Source organism: Paenibacillus sp. MY03 (assembly GCF_002165585.1).
Lineage (GTDB): Bacteria > Bacillota > Bacilli > Paenibacillales > Paenibacillaceae > Pristimantibacillus > Pristimantibacillus agaridevorans.
In genome coordinates, this window is record NZ_MXQD01000004.1 from 257,955 (window position 1) to 273,591 (window position 15,637).

Annotated in this window: 11 protein-coding genes; all 11 read right to left on the reverse strand. The window is 56.4% G+C overall.

Features of this window, described 5'->3' with window-relative positions; translation table 11 throughout:
- Nucleotides 1-2: 2 nt before the first annotated feature.
- The gene (locus B1748_RS03765) at nucleotides 3-1,382 is read right to left on the reverse strand and encodes a bifunctional folylpolyglutamate synthase/dihydrofolate synthase (RefSeq protein WP_087566525.1); all 1,380 of its coding nucleotides are present in this window, start codon (nucleotides 1,380-1,382) and stop codon (nucleotides 3-5) included.
- Between the two features lie 36 nt (nucleotides 1,383-1,418).
- Nucleotides 1,419-4,052 carry a valine--tRNA ligase gene (locus tag B1748_RS03770; RefSeq protein WP_373271255.1) on the reverse strand — a complete coding sequence of 878 codons (2,634 nt, stop codon included), beginning with the start codon at nucleotides 4,050-4,052 and terminating at the stop codon, nucleotides 1,419-1,421.
- 712 nt (nucleotides 4,053-4,764) lie between these two features.
- A complete protein-coding gene (locus B1748_RS36715; RefSeq protein WP_179215359.1) occupies nucleotides 4,765-6,438 on the reverse strand; it encodes a LysM peptidoglycan-binding domain-containing protein in 1,674 nt (557 codons plus the stop codon).
- A 147-nt stretch (nucleotides 6,439-6,585) separates the two neighbouring features.
- The gene (locus B1748_RS03795; RefSeq protein ID WP_087566530.1) at nucleotides 6,586-7,530 is read right to left on the reverse strand and encodes an RluA family pseudouridine synthase; all 945 of its coding nucleotides are present in this window, start codon (nucleotides 7,528-7,530) and stop codon (nucleotides 6,586-6,588) included.
- Between the two features lie 25 nt (nucleotides 7,531-7,555).
- Nucleotides 7,556-8,857 carry a glutamate-1-semialdehyde 2,1-aminomutase gene (gene hemL, locus B1748_RS03800; protein WP_087566531.1) on the reverse strand — a complete coding sequence of 434 codons (1,302 nt, stop codon included), beginning with the start codon at nucleotides 8,855-8,857 and terminating at the stop codon, nucleotides 7,556-7,558.
- The gene (gene hemB / locus B1748_RS03805; RefSeq protein ID WP_087566532.1) at nucleotides 8,857-9,858 is read right to left on the reverse strand and encodes a porphobilinogen synthase; all 1,002 of its coding nucleotides are present in this window, start codon (nucleotides 9,856-9,858) and stop codon (nucleotides 8,857-8,859) included. The genes hemL and hemB overlap by 1 nt, the downstream gene beginning before the upstream one ends.
- A gap of 1 nt (nucleotide 9,859) precedes the next feature.
- Complete coding sequence (cobA, locus tag B1748_RS03810; RefSeq protein WP_087566533.1) at nucleotides 9,860-11,422, reverse strand: uroporphyrinogen-III C-methyltransferase; 1,563 nt, start codon at nucleotides 11,420-11,422, stop codon at nucleotides 9,860-9,862.
- A 2-nt stretch (nucleotides 11,423-11,424) separates the two neighbouring features.
- Entirely contained in the window at nucleotides 11,425-12,378 is a 954-nt protein-coding gene (hemC, locus tag B1748_RS03815) for a hydroxymethylbilane synthase (protein ID WP_087566534.1), read from the reverse strand.
- Entirely contained in the window at nucleotides 12,375-13,055 is a 681-nt protein-coding gene (locus tag B1748_RS03820; protein ID WP_179215361.1) for a precorrin-2 dehydrogenase/sirohydrochlorin ferrochelatase family protein, read from the reverse strand. The genes hemC and B1748_RS03820 overlap by 4 nt, the downstream gene beginning before the upstream one ends.
- 54 nt (nucleotides 13,056-13,109) lie before the next feature.
- The gene (ccsA, locus tag B1748_RS03825; RefSeq protein ID WP_087566536.1) at nucleotides 13,110-13,922 is read right to left on the reverse strand and encodes a cytochrome c biogenesis protein CcsA; all 813 of its coding nucleotides are present in this window, start codon (nucleotides 13,920-13,922) and stop codon (nucleotides 13,110-13,112) included.
- A gap of 30 nt (nucleotides 13,923-13,952) precedes the next feature.
- Nucleotides 13,953-15,356, reverse strand: a complete 1,404-nt coding sequence (gene hemA, locus B1748_RS03830; RefSeq protein ID WP_087566537.1) for a glutamyl-tRNA reductase — start codon at nucleotides 15,354-15,356, stop codon at nucleotides 13,953-13,955.
- Between the last annotated feature and the right edge of the window lie 281 nt (nucleotides 15,357-15,637).

Consider the following 15,637-nt stretch of genomic DNA (forward strand, 5'->3'; position numbering starts at 1 on the left):
GTTCACCACCCTTTTTCAGCAGCCGATCCGCCAATCACGCGGGAGCGTACGTCCGCTATCAAATAAAGCGTCCCCGTCACGACCCCGAGATCCTCGTTCCCGGTTATCTGCTGTAATTTGTTTAATGCTTGCTGCCAATTCTTCTCGACGATGATCTGAAACGGAGGGAGCTCGGGCATGTCTTCGCACAGCTCCTGGACAATTGCGGCCAGTTCCGCCGCGTCCATTCGCATACGGTAATCCGGTTCCGTCAATATAAGCGTATCCACTATTGGTAGTATATGCTTAATTGTATCCCGATGATTCTTATTCTCCAGCATCCCCATCATAAGATGCAGCTTATTGAATTTGTACGTGGATTTCAACGCTCCTGCGAGCATCTCCGCCCCTTCAGGATTATGAGCGCCATCCAGCAGGATACGCGGCTCCCGGGCTACCATCTCCAGTCTGCCCGGCCACGCCGCTTCCCGCAGCCCTTCGCGCAGCATATCGTCATCCAGCACGAGAGCGCTGTATTGACGCAGCACTTCCAAACCCATGACGGCCGTTGCGGCGTTGGTACGTTGATGCGCGCCGTTGAGCGTAATCGCAAGCGGCTCGATTGTTCGGAACAATCCTTCGAACCGGAAGGACTGCTCGTCCTCGCGGACTTCTAACGGCACTTCGCCAAATTGATCCCCCATACAATAAAAAGTAGACTTGCGCTCCGCTGCCGTGCGTCTGAGCACCTCGACGACCTCCGGCTGCGTCGCTGCGCTGACTACGGGCACACCCGGCTTAATAATGCCGGCCTTCTCCCGGGCTACGGCCGTCAACGTACCGCCAAGCCGGTCCATATGGTCATGGCCGATGTTCGTAATGATCGATAGAACCGGATACACGATGTTCGTGACATCAAGCCTGCCGCCGAGACCAGTCTCCCATACGACATAGTCCGGGAAAGTTACTTTCGCGTAGAACAGAATAGCCAGCGCCGTTGACACTTCGAACATCGTCGGCGAGCCCAGCTCCGTCTCCGCGATGGCCGATACATGCGGCCGAAGTTCGTTCGCGAGCGAGAGCAGCGTCTCCTCTTCGATATCGGATCCGTTATATTGAAAGCGGTTCGTGAACTTCGTAATGTACGGCGACGTAAACGTCCCGACATCGTATCCGCCTTTCATAAGCGCGCTGGTCAGATAGGCGCAGGTGGAGCCCTTGCCGTTCGTGCCCGCGACATGAATGAATTTGAGCCTGCGATGCGGATTGCCAAGACGTTCCATTAACAGCTCAATTCGCTCCAGGCCGGGACGGATACCGAACGGGATAAGTCCCGTAATCCAGTTTACCGCTTCCTGATAGGAGGACAGCGCAGCTGTCCCCTTGATTCCTTCTGAAGTCATGCATATCCCTTCTTCCTCTTGCCTTGATCGCGTCCGTTAACCGCGCAGTTCCGAGATTCGTGCAAGCACCTTATCGCGTTTCTCCGCATAATCGTTCATCTTAGCCCGTTCTTCTTCAATCACCTTCGCCGGAGCTTTCGCGACGAAACCTTCGTTGCCCAGCTTCTTCTCCACGCGTTCTACCTCGGAGATCAACGTCTTAAGTTCCTTCTCGAGGCGCGAGATCTCTTGCGCGATATCGATGAGGCCGGCAAGCGGCAAATACAGCTCCGCGCCCGTTACGATGGCCGTCATCGCTTTGTCCGGCGCGGCCAGCGCGCGGCCTATCTCAAGCAGCGACGTTCCGCAGAACCGCCGTACGAATTCTTCGTTGCGGCGAAGAATGCCTTCTTCCGCCTCGCCGGCAGGCTTGATCAAAAGCTCGACCTTCTTGCTCATCGGCACGTTAACTTCCGCGCGGATATTGCGGACGGAACGAATCATCTCCATGAGCAGTTCCATCTCTTTGACCGCATCCGGTGCCTCAAGCGCGGCATCGTATACCGGCCAGGCCGCGAGCGTAATCGTCTCGCCTTCATGAGGAAGATGCTGCCATATTTCTTCGCTGATAAACGGCATGAACGGATGAATGAGCCGCTGCGTCCGGTCCAGCACAAACGCAAGAACGGATTGCGTCGCCCGGCGCGCAGCCTGGTCTTCGCCGTTCAAGCTCAGCTTGGAGAATTCGATGTACCAGTCGCAGAGGTCATCCCAGATAAAGTTGTACAGCACGCGGCCGGTCTCGCCAAACTCGTAGCTGTCGATCAAACGCGTTACGTCGCGCGCCGTCTCGTTAAGTCGATGCAAAATCCAACGATCTGCGGTACCCAGCTTGACGTTGATGTCGATGTCGGCGGCCGTAAATCCTTCCAGATTCATCAGGGCGAAGCGCGACGCGTTCCAGATCTTGTTTGCGAAATTGCGGGCCTGCTCCACCTTCTCGAAGCGGAATTTCAGATCCTGTCCAGGCGTGCTGCCGGTAGAGATCATAAAGCGCATCGCATCGGCTCCGTATTGCTCGATGACCTCAAGCGGATCGACGCCGTTGCCGAGCGACTTGGACATCTTCTGGCCATCCTTGTCGCGCACGAGACCATGCATAAGCACGTCCTTAAACGGCATCTCGTCCGTGAATTCCAGGGCGGTAAAGATCATGCGAGCCACCCAGAAATAAATAATATCGTAACCCGTTACAAGCACGCTCGTCGGGTAGAAACGTTGCAGATCGCCGGTCTGATCCGGCCACCCCAGCGTTGAGAACGGCCACAGCGCCGAGCTGAACCACGTATCCAGCACATCGTTGTCCTGACGCAGGTGATCGCCTTCCATATCTTCGCGGGACACGTGAATGTCGCCCGTCGCGTCATCGTACCATGCCGGAATGCGGTGCCCCCACCATAGCTGACGGGAAATACACCAGTCGCGTACGTTCTCGATCCAGTTCAAGTACGTCTTCTCGAAGCGTTCCGGCACGAATTGAACGCCTTTGCCCGACTTCTGCGCTGCGATGGCCGCTTCCGCGAGCGGCTTCATCGCCACAAACCATTGCGTCGACAAGTAAGGCTCGACCACAGCGCCGCTGCGTTCGCTATGGCCAACCTGGTGCACGTGGTCCTCGATCTCGATGCAGACGCCTTGCTCCTGCAGATCCTTCACGAGCTGCTTGCGGCATTCGAAGCGATCAAGCCCCTGATAAGGACCCGCCTCCGCATTCATGACGCCGGATTCATCCATGACGATAATCTGAGGCAGACCGTGACGCTCGCCGACCTCGAAGTCGTTAGGGTCATGCGCAGGCGTGATCTTTACGGCTCCGGAGCCGAATTCCTTCTCGACATATTCGTCGGCGATGATCGGAATTTCCCTGCCAAGCACCGGCAATACGATCGTGGCGCCGATCAGATGGCTGTAACGTTCATCCGACGGATTAACCGCTACCGCGGTATCGCCGAGCATCGTCTCCGGACGCGTCGTCGCGACCGTGATAAAGCCGGAGCCGTCCTTTAGCGGATATCTCAGATGGTAGAGATGGCCGTTCAATTCCTTGTATTCGACCTCGATGTCGGATAAGGCCGTGCGGGCTGCAGGATCCCAGTTAATGATCTTTTTGCCGCGATAGATCAGGCCTTTCTCGTAGAGGCGGACGAACACCTCGCGTACAGCTTTGGACAGTCCTTCGTCCAACGTGAACCGCTCCCTGGAATAGTCAAGCGACAGCCCCATCTTCGCCCATTGCGCGCGGATCGTGTCCGCGTATTGTCCCTTCCACTCCCAGACCTTCTCCAGAAAAGCTTCGCGGCCCAGATCGTGGCGCGTCAAGCCCTGCTCGCGGAGCTTCTGCTCCACCTTCGTTTGCGTGGCGATCCCCGCATGGTCCGTACCCGGCAGCCACAAGGCGTCATAGCCCTGCATCCGCTTTGTGCGAATCAATATATCCTGCAGCGTGAAATCGAGCGCATGCCCGATATGCAGCATGCCCGTAACGTTAGGCGGCGGGATGACAATCGTGTACGGCTCTGCCTCCGGCCTCTTTCCCGCTTGAAAATAATTGCCCTCCACCCAATACGAATACCACTTCTGCTCCGCAGATTTGGGGTCGTACGTCGTGGGCATTGCCGATTTGTTCTCCATGTCAGACATCGTGTCATCTCCATTCATTCTTCTGCGCAAATTCATGCAACAAGATATAATACATAAATAATACATAAATCCAAGGTGAATCGGCTGTCGCCATTCCTTTGGCGGCGCAGCGCGTTTCATTTCGAGAAATAGAGGTCAAGTAGGAAGAAAAACTATACTTTCCTGTATCTCTTGAAAATCAAAAAAACCTTTCGTCCCGTAAAGGACGAAAGGTTAGCTTCCGTGGTACCACCTTTGTTCCGCAGCGCTTGCACGCGCGGCACTTGGAGCAGATAACGGCTGCGGCCGGCCGGGCTTGGGCGGGAACCGTGACAATTGTCTTGCCACCTTCCGCGTTGAGCGCGGCGACTCAGGGGCGACCCGTATGCAGTCCAATCCTGCAGAACCTCACAGCGTAACGGTTCTGCTCTCTGAAGGCCTACTGCGTACTACTCCCCTTCAAGGTCTCTCTTATAAAGGTTGTTCAAAAAAAACCAGCTTTTTGAACTCGCACTTATACATACATATGCTCTATCATACATTTGTTAACGGACGGAGTCAACCAGGGTGTCAAGTACACGAGTAGAATAAACGAGCTCGTGTGCCTCGATACCGCCATCTCAGGGCGATTGTGTATGATTTTTCGTACACACGACAAAAGCCCCCAAATCCCGCTTCATGAGCGAGCCTGAAGGCTTTGCCTGGGCTTGGGACGGCGGACGTACTAAGGGATATAGAGCAGTTGCCCTTCCTCGATCGCCGATTCATGCAAGCCGTTATGATTCAGAATCTCCCGCGGATTCATGCTGTAGCGCATCGCGATCTGCTCCAGCGTCTCTTCCTTCTGGACGATACACATCCTGATCTTGCGGAACTCGTTGCCCTCGGCCTTGCTGAGGAATAGCTTCTTCCATTCAATCTCTTCCTCGACAGCAACCGTCCGCGAGCCTTCTTGCTGTGCCTGCTGCTCTTGATTGTATTGTTCCGCCGCCTCGCGAGCCGCTTGCTCGCGCTGACTCGATTGCAGAATTGCTCGGAAGCCCACATCGGGTCGTTCTTCTCCGCTGCCCGACGGCGACTTGCTGGCGAAAGCGATCTGAACTTCTTGCTGTCTGCGCGCATCCTGCTCTTGTTGAGCTTCGCCAACATCCTCCGAAGATTCTTCAAGCTCCTGCCGTATGCCGGTATCTTCTTCGGATTCGGCGGCATACATGTCAGTTGCCGCCTCATCTGCCGAAGGAAAAACATTCTCGTCTTCGGGACGGACGACTTCTTGTTGAACGTATGAGGCGTTCGCCGCATCGGTTGTCCAAGGCTGCGCTACAGAAGCAAGCTCTTCTTGGGACTGGACCGTTTGCTGGTTATCTACGTTGTTCTGACCGGATCCCGCAAGAGCGCTCCATTGCAGCCAGCTGTCGCTTCCCCCTTGCTGGGACGCGATCGTAATCTCCCGCTGCCCGTCCTCCGTCCATGCTTTCGCCTGCTCGCCCGCTATGTAGCCTTGCTCGTTCTGCTCAGCCTGAAATGACGGCGGCGTGATGTCGTTCTGATTCCACTCCTGCTGCTGTCGGTCTTGAAAGTTTTGCTGAGCTGTCTCTTGCTGCTGTTGCTGAGCCCAGAACTGCGCTTCTTGCTGCTCGCGAAGCTGTTCCTGATCCTGTTGCTGCTGTTGCTGAGCCCAGAGCTGTGCCTCTTGCTGCTCGCGAAGCTGCTGTTGCTGCTGCTGCTGTTGTTGCTGAGCCCAGAGCTGCGCCTCTTGCTGCTCGCGAAGCTGTTGCTGTTGTTGCTGCTGCTGTTGCTGGGCCCAGAGCTGCGCCTCTTGCTGCTCGCGAAGCTGCTGTTGCTGCTGGAACCAGATCTGCGACGCTTCTCCGTCCGCCGTCTCATCGACGTTGCCGTACGACCCGACACCATACGTCTGAACGGTTTGTATGCCGTTGTCGTCTCCTTCTTGCTGGAAGCCCGCCTCGCGTTCATGCGACGCCGTAAAGGGTTCTTCCTCCCAAGGCTGCGCGGACTGTTCTTCGATTGGATCAACCAAGATGCCTCTGAGCGATAATACGCCCGTCACGTTAAGCGTACGCGCGGATATCAAATCCACGTCGAAGTTGTCGATCTCCATCGAGATGTCGTCAAGCCGCGACACGCGGTTCATCGGCAGCGAGATTTCCACCGGGATCCAATGCTCCAGCGTCAGCGGTCCCGCGATCGCGTTTTGTCCCCGATAGACTCCGCTTAGCAGTAATTGTCCCTTCAGGACGGCTTGGTCCCCCTGATCAATGACCTGGATGCGGGGAACCAGCTCTATCTCCTCCAACTCGTCTATCGCCGCGACGTCATCCGGAAGATGCACGCGCTCATACACGTCAAATCGTAAACCGTTGCTCTGATTCGACACGCCAAAGTCCTCCCTTCTCATACTGAATGCTTGGTCTAATGGCACATACACTACTTATCTATATGGCCTTGCAAGCGGGAGCATGACTGTCTTTTTTCAATAGCCAACAAGAATTGGAAGACAGGAAACTTGGCATGGACAAACCTGTTACCCGTTTAACAGCCTCGCGAGCCACGCCGGCCAAGGCGAATCCGCCTCAACCCGCGCACCGGTAAGGGGGTGGGGGAACAGCAGCTTCTCTCCATGAAGAGCCTGATGCCCGAGAGAGTAGCCTCCCGCCTCCCTTCCCCCATACAGCGAGTCGCCGATCAGCGGATGCCCAAGATGGCTCATATGGACGCGGATCTGATGCGTCCTGCCCGTCTCGAGCTCCACTCTGGCAATGGAGATGGCGTCCGAAACGCTCAGCCGTTCATAACGCGTAACCGCCTCATCCCCGCCAGGCGTAACGATCCGCCTGGACTTATGATGGCGATCCTTGCCGATAGGCGCATCAATGATGCCGGCAGGCTTGCGGAGACGTCCGTGGACGACCGCGATATAGATCCGGTCGATCACCTTCTCCCGCATCGCCTCGTCGAGACGATGCTGAGCGAGATCGTTTTTGGAATACAGCATGGGACCGGATGTGTCGTCGTCAAGCCGGTGAATATGGCGGACAGGGAGATTGTCGCCTTGCGCGAGCATATGTTTAGCGGCCGCTACGTCAAGCGTTCCGGCTTGCCCCGGATGCGACCCGTGCACGGACATCCCCGCCGGCTTGTCCAGCACAAGGCAGAAGTCGTCTTCGTACAAAACCGGAGGCACGATCAGATCCGGTTCCTTGCCAGCCGCGACATAGAGGAGCGATTGCCGTTCATCCGCCTTTGGGAATGCCAGCAAGGCGATCCGCCCTCCTTCCGTCATTTTGATGCCCCCGACGGAGTAGAGGCGATTGATCCATTTGTCCGGGAATACGGAACAAGCCAGCAGCCACTTTCGCACCTCATGCGAGTGACTGCCGGCTTCGATCGGCCCGGCTCCGGCGGATAAGGCGAGCGTTCCGGCATCCAGCTCAAGCCATTCCCCTCTGCGTACATACGCGATATCCATCCTCCGTGCCAACCTCCTCTAACCTCTATAGACGACCCAGCGCCCCGTCATGGGCCGCGATCGTGTCTTCAATATCCTCGTCGGAGTGGACGGCGGATACGAACATGCCTTCGAACTGGGATGGCGGGAGACTAACTCCGAGATCCAGCATAGCCGCAAAATAAGTCTTGAACCGTTCCAGATCGGATGTCTTCGCGGCATCGTAGTTGATGACCGTCTTCTCCGTAAAGAACGGACATACCATGGAGCCCACCCGGTTGATGGTTATCGGGATGCCGTGCTTTGCGGCATTGCGTTCGATGCCAAGCTGAAGCTTGACCGCCTGGCGCTCCAGCAGCTCGTACTTGTCATGCGTCATCAGCTTAAGCGTCGTGTAGCCTGCAGCCATGGCCAGCGGATTGCCCGACAGGGTGCCCGCTTGGTAGATGGGGCCGCTTGGCGCGATCATCTCCATAATTTCGCGTCTGCCGCCATAGGCGCCGACCGGCAATCCGCCGCCGATGACCTTGCCGAAGCAAGTCAGATCAGGGGTGATCCCGTAGAGTCCTTGCGCGCAGGAATATCCAACGCGGAAGCCCGTCATGACCTCATCGAAGATCAGCAGGCTGCCGTACTCCGATGTAATGGCCCGCAGACCGTCCAGGAAACCTGGCAGCGGAGGCACTACGCCCATGTTGCCGGCGATTGGCTCCACGATGACGCAAGCAATCTCCTCGCCGAACTTCTCGAACGCCAGCTTCACCGACTCGATGTCGTTGTACGGCACCGTTATCGTGTGGGAAGCGACATGCTCAGGCACGCCTGGGCTGTCCGGCAGGCCGAGCGTCGCGACGCCGGAACCCGCCTTGATGAGCAGGCTGTCGGCATGTCCATGGTAGGAGCCTTCGAACTTCATGATCTTGCTCCTCTTCGTATAGCCGCGAGCGAGCCTGAGCGCGCTCATCGTCGCTTCCGTGCCGGAGTTGACCATCCGCACGACGTCCACGGACGGCACTCGCTCGCAGACAAGCTCAGCCATGAGCGTCTCCAGCTCCGTAGGCGCGCCGAAGCTCGTCCCCTTCTCCGCAGTCTTCCGGAGCGCTTCCACAACCTCCGGATGAGCATGGCCCATAATAAGCGGGCCCCAGGAGGCAACGTAGTCGATATAAGAGTTGCCGTCGATATCGTATACACGGCTGCCTGCGCCTCGTTCCATATAAACGGGAGTCAGTCCAACGGACTTAAACGCCCGTACGGGACTGTTCACGCCGCCCGGGATCACCTTCTTCGCTCTCGCGAACGCTTCTGCGGACTTGGCATCTTGCCTAACTCTCGAATTCTCGCTCATTAGACCTCTTCTCCTCTCAGCCAGCGGGATGCGTCCTTGGCATGGTAAGTAATAATAATGTCCGCGCCGGCGCGCTTCATGCCAGTCAGCGTCTCCAGCACGATGCCGCGCTCATTGATCCAGCCGTTCGCGGCCGCCGCCTTCACCATGGAGTATTCCGCGCTGACGTTGTAAGCGACCAGCGGAAGGTCAAATTGCTCTTTGAGCAATCGCAGCACGTCGAGATAAGCAAGTGCCGGCTTCACCATTAGCATATCCGCGCCTTCCGCAACGTCGGAATCGGCTTCCCGGATCGCCTCCCTAACGTTGGCGGGATCCATCTGGTACGTTTTGCGGTCGCCGAATTGCGGAGCGGAATGCGCCGCATCGCGGAACGGCCCGTAGAAGGCGGAAGCGTATTTGACGGAATAAGACATAATCGCGATATCGCTGTAGCCCGCATCGTCCAGGCCGCTGCGGATCGCATGGACGAATCCGTCCATCATGTTGGATGGAGCGATAATGTCCGCGCCGGCCTCTGCTTGGGATACCGCCGTACGCACGAGCAACTCCAGCGATTGATCATTGTCTACCACTGCCGTACCCGACGCCGTATCTTGATGCACGATGCCGCAATGGCCATGATCCGTAAATTGGCAGAGGCAAGTATCGGCTACGATGACCAGCTCCGGCGCCCAACTCTTGACTGCCCGAATCGCTTGCTGCACGATTCCATCCCGGTCATAGGCGGAGCTGCCGATCGAATCTTTGTGCTCGGGAACGCCGAACAGAAGCACGGACCTCACGCCGGAAGCCACTACGTCGCGAATCTCCTCTTCCAATCGATCCATGGAGAAATGGTAGACGCCGGGCATGGACGGAATTTCTTCCTTCACGTTCGTACCGTGCGTTACGAAGATGGGATATATAAAATCCTCCGCCGTCAATAACGTCTCGCGCACCATGCCGCGAATGCCCGCCGTTCTGCGAAGTCTGCGATGTCTTGTAATCGGGAATGCCATATTAATCGTCCTCCTTCGATGCTTTATCCTTATGCCGCCAATCGACGACCGCGGCCAGCAAACCATCAATTGTAGCTTCTTCCGCTTCGACCGTCACCTCAAGGCCGACGCTTCGCACCGTCTCGGAAGTGATTGGGCCAATGCTTGCAATCGGGATGCCCGACAGAGCCCGCGCGGGCTCCTCGATCCCGTTTTTCCGCAGCAGGGTCATCAGGTTGGTTACGGTCGAGGAACTGGTAAACGTAATGATGCCGATAGCTCCCTCGCGCAGCCAATCCATCACGAATTCGTCTTGCGTATCGGCAATCGACGTCTCGTATACGTCCGCCTCGACCGCCTCCACGCCTCGTTCCCGCAGCAGCCTCGGCAATACATCCCTCGCGAGATCGCCTCTTGGCAGCAGCGCTCTCTCTCCCGGCTTCATCCAGCCTTCAACCCGATCCAGCAGCGACTCCGCGTGGAATTTGACAGGCAGCTCCTCAGTCAGCAGCCCCCTATGCGCCAACGCCTCCGCCGTCTTGGGTCCGACAGCTGCAATTCGAGCCTTTGAGAAGGCACGTATATCCAGACCGAACCGGCGCAGCCAGCGGAAGAAATAATCGACCCCGTTCACGCTCGTGAAGATCAGCCAGTCGTAGCTCCCCGCTTCCGCCAGCTTCTCCTTCAGTGCCTGAACCTCCGCTTCGCCCTCCGGCTCGCGAATATCGATGACCGGGAATTCGCAAGGCTCGCCGCCCAATTCCTCGATGGACTCCGACAGCTCGCTTGCCTGCGCGCGCGCTCTAGTCACAAGCACTCTCGTGCCGAACAACGGCTTGCGTTCGAACCAGCGCAGCTTCTCCCGTTGAAGCACGACTTCGCCGACGATAATGACGGCTGGCGGCTGGAAGTTCGCCGCCTTGACCTTCTCTTCGATATCGGCAAGCGTACCGACCAGCGTCCGCTGCTCCACGCGAGTTCCCCAGCGGACCAGCGCTACCGGAGTAGACGCGGGTTTGCCGTGCTTCATAAGCTGCTCCGCGATGTATCCAATTTTGGCTACGCCCATGAGGAACAACAGCGTGCCGGTCGCATTCGTCACCTTGTCCCAATAAATGGAACGGTCCAGCTTATCCGGGCTCTCATGGCCCGTCACGATAGACAACGAGGAAGCCAGATCGCGATGGGTGACCGGGATGCCGGCGTAAGCCGGAACGGCAATGGCCGAAGTGATGCCGGGTACGATCTCGAATTCGATGCCGTTATCGTAAAGCAGCTCCGCTTCCTCTCCCACGCGCCCGAAAATCGTCGGGTCTCCGCCTTTGAGCCGCGTTACCGTCTTCCCGGCCAGCGCCAGATCGACGAGCAACTGATTGATCGCTTCTTGCTTCATCGTATGGCGGTCCGGAAGCTTGCCGACGTAGATGAATTCCGCAGTCGGCTTGACATGCCGGAGCAGCCGCGGGCTTGCCAGACGGTCATAGACGACGACGTCGCATCGCTCCAGACATTGCAGGCCGCGCACCGTAATCAGCTTGGGATCTCCCGGACCCGCGCCGACCAAATATACTTTCCCCTTGTCCATCGTTATCCCCCGATTTCCGCCAGAATGACATCTCCGCCTGCCGCGAGCAGCGCATTCGCCACTTCCTTGCCCAGCTCGATGGGATCGGTCCCGCGTTTGATCTCTTTCAATAGCGTAACGCCGTCAGGCGAGCCGACGATGCCGGTCAATTCCAGCACCGGCACGGCACTGGCACGGTCAACGATGACGGCATGCGCCCCGATCGGCACTTGGCAGCCCCCTTGCAGCGTGCCCAGGAAGCTCCGCTCGGCTTTCACTGTCAGCTCCGTTTCGGAATCATTAAAGAGATTCAGCAGCTCCCTGACGTCGGAATCGCCTTCCCGGCATTCGATGCCAAGAGCGCCTTGCCCGACCGCCGGCGTGCAGATATCCATCGGAACATGGGCGGAGATTCGATCCTCCCAGCCCATTCTTGACAAGCCTGCTGCGGCGAGAACGATGGCATCGAACCCTTCGGTCTCCAGCTTGCGGATACGGGAATCAATGTTGCCGCGGATCGACTCCAGCTGCAGATCCGGTCTCGCATGCTTCAGCTGGCAGGAGCGTCGCAAGCTGCTTGTGCCGACCTTGGCGCCAAGCGGCAGATCCTGCAGGCTGTTCCCTTTCTTCATGATCAGACAGTCGCCGGGATGGACCCGCTTAGGCGTAGCGCCGTTAATCAGCCCTTCCGGAAGCTCGTAAGGCATGTCTTTCATGCTATGTACGGCAAGATCAATCTCTTTATCGATAAGCGCTTGTTCGATTTCCTTGACGAACAGCCCTTTGCCGCCCACCTTGGACAAAGTGACATCCAGAATCTGGTCGCCTTTGGTCAGGATTTTGCGAATTTCGAACGTATAGGGCAATCCATGCTCCTCGCATATCGCCTCGAGCTGGTCAATGACTTGTCCCGTCTGCGTCAACGCAAGCGCGCTTTGTCTCGTTCCTACCGTAATCACGCGTTCCTCTCTGCTCATTCCATCTGCCTCCCAATCGTTATCTCCAGCAACACAGCATACCACTCATCTAATCCAAGCGTTCCTGCAGCCCCGTCATCCATTAACGTGCCTTCGGCTGCAAGTCTCAACACTTCGCGTCTAACCCGTTCGTTCTTTTGCGTCTTGTATACATATTCCCTTAACTGTCGCAGCCGCTCCACGCGTTCTTTATATTGCGGACCGTACTGCCGTTCCAGCTCGGTTCTGATCAAAGCCGACAAAGAAGGGCTTGCTCCAGAAGCTGTCACGGCCAGCAGCAAATCGCCTCTGCGCACGACGGACGGCGAAATAAAGCTGCCCGACGCCGCATCGTCCGTCACGTTGCACCATATTCGGCGCCGATTCGCAGCCAGCGCAATTGCGGCATTCAACATCGCATCGTCCGTGCAAGCGAAGACCAGCCACACATTCGCCAGATCGCTCTCCTGGTAGGCACGCTGCTCTAAAATGATGTTTCCCCCGTCTGCAAGGGCGGCAATGCCTGGCGTCACCGCAGGACTTACCAATCGAACCCGATCGGCGCCCCCCTCCAGCAGTCCCTTCAGCTTCCGCTCCGCCACAATCCCTCCGCCGATAACGGCGCATAACTTGCCCTTTAAGTCCAGCGCGGCAGCGTAATACGTTGGTCTCACCTTATGTTCCCTTGCCAGTTCCACCGTGACGATGCCCCCTCTCAAGTTACTATGTCGAGCCGAACATCCCCGTCCCCGTCAATGGAAGGAAGAGAAGGCGCTGGAAGCCAAATTCAGCAGGAGCACAAGAAACGCGATCAGATAAAGCTTGGCAAGCTGCTCCCCGGTACGCCTGTTTCTGGCGCGCTGATAGATGTACACAATAAACATGACAAGCGCGGCAAACGAGGACAGCACCTTCCAATCCAGCAGCAACACGATTCGCCCCTCAACAAGCAGCGAGGTAACGGCGATAGAAAGCGACATCGCGAGCAGCGGAACTCCGATCATCACGGCGCGATCCGAGAAACGTTCGATCATATCCAGGCTGGGATAACGCCTCACGAACTTCGACCAGCGTTTGCTCTTAAGGCGATGATGAAGAAACATGTACATCCCCGCGAGCAGGGCCCCGAAGGTCAACGCCGCATATGCGCATACAATAAGGCTGATATGTACGTATAAGAGCTCTCGAGTCGTCTGCCCTACCGCATTCTCGTTGCCTTGGGCCGCTCCGGCATATAAATTAAGGGCCAATACGGCGAATCCGACGACATTAACGAAAAAGACGATGTAATCGATGGAATAAAAGCGGCTCATCACAAGCGATACGGTCACGATCAGCCATGAAAAACATAACCAGTATTCGAATGTGGATATTTGAGATAAATCCAGATGGGAGACCAGCCTCGTAATCAGGTAGCCCGTTTGAAGCACCCATACAAAAACAAGGAGCCCTGTGCCTATCCGTTTTGCTCTCCGGCTTGCATTCATGAAGTCGGAGAAATAAAACAGAAGGCTCAGGGCGTAAACATACAGTATCGTATCGTATAACCAATTCGCTGTTCCCATAACCCCTCCGCGTTGAAACCTTCCAGCCGATCAAGTAGGGGCAAAAGCAGGTGCCCCCGCCTGTTGCTGAGCATTCTTGACCAGAGCCGTCGATGCGTTCGGCTTGGAGGCGCCCGCCGCCTTCTCGGCAGCTCCCGGATATAGTCCGGACTGCTGCTGCGATTCCGCAAGCTCCTCCAGCGCGAACAGCTTCACGAACATGTCCATCGCTTCCTCTGCCCGCTTTTCGCCGGCCATCTCTTTAATGCGCAATATGGGATCCTGTATCATTTGGTTCATCATGCTTTTGGTCAGCTTGCGAATCACCTTTAGCTCGCGTTCGCTGAGGCCAGGCAGCTTTTTCGTCAGGCTGTTCATCGTCTCGTCATGGATATCCGTCGCCTTCGTCTGCAGCGATCGGATAAGCGGCACGACGCCCAGCGTCTTGTACCATTGCTCGAAGGCAACCATTTCGTCGTCGATCATAACATCGATTTTCGCCGCTTCGCGGCGGCGCTGATCCAGATTGCTCTCCACGATGCCTTCCAGATCGTCAATATCATATAAAAAGACGTTCTCGACGGCAGCGATCGTTGGATCCAGATCACGCGGAACGGCAATATCAATCATAAACAACGGCTTGGACTTCCGGCTCTTCATGGCTTCGGCAACCTGCAGTCGATTAAGAACATAACTCTCCGAGCCCGTCGAACTAATAATTATGTCCGTTTCCGGCAGCTTCTTTAAACCTTCCTCCAGCGATAAAGGGGTGCCGCCGAACTTGTCTGCCAGCTGAGCAGCGCGCTCGAAAGTACGATTTACGACAAGAATACGCTCTGCCCCGTTCGCATACAAGTGTTTAGCTGTTAGTTCGCCTGTGTCGCCTGCCCCGATAATCATAACCGTCTTGCGGTTGAATTGTCCAAAAATCTGCTTGCCAAGCTCTACGGCCGCATAACTTACGGAAACAGCCGATTCGCCGATCGTTGTCTCCGAATGGGCGCGTTTCGCCATCGTTACCGCCTGCTTAAAGAGCATATTAAATACGGTGCCGGTCGTCTTTTTCTCCTGGGCAAGCAGGAACGCGTCCTTCACCTGACCGAGAATTTGGGTCTCCCCGATGACCATGGAATCCAGGCCGCTTGTCACCTTAAAGAGATGACGAATGGCGGCTTCGTCCTCGTACATGTAGAGATGGTTGGTAAATTGCTCTCGCGGCAAACCAAACCACTTCTCCATAAAGCTGCGAATATAATGCCCGCATAATTGATGACGGTCGACGACGGCGTACATCTCCGTTCGGTTGCAGGTCGCCACGATGACACCTTCCATGATGCTTTTCGTTCCGATCAAGGCGTTTAGCGCTTCCGGCAGCTCTTTCTCCGCGAACGTAAATTTCTCTCTAACCTCTACGGGCGCCGTCCGGTAATTCAATCCAACCGCGATGATGTGCATGCGTGGTATTCCCCCCTTCCTCCGCGAGCGCAAGCCTGTCCGTCTTCGCCACGTTCTTTTTGGTCCGATAATCCGTTGATTGGAATTATTATAGCACAGTTCGACATTCATGCAGGGTTCATTTTTGACCAATGTTTGAAGAAATCCGCGCGGATTACATAATATGTACCGTCCAGCGGTCGATGTAGCATAGTATTTCCCTTATTCCGCAAAGAAATAACCATGGATTGCCTCTCCAAGGGAGCATTCGAAAATGTGTTATAATAAATCAATCAATTCGG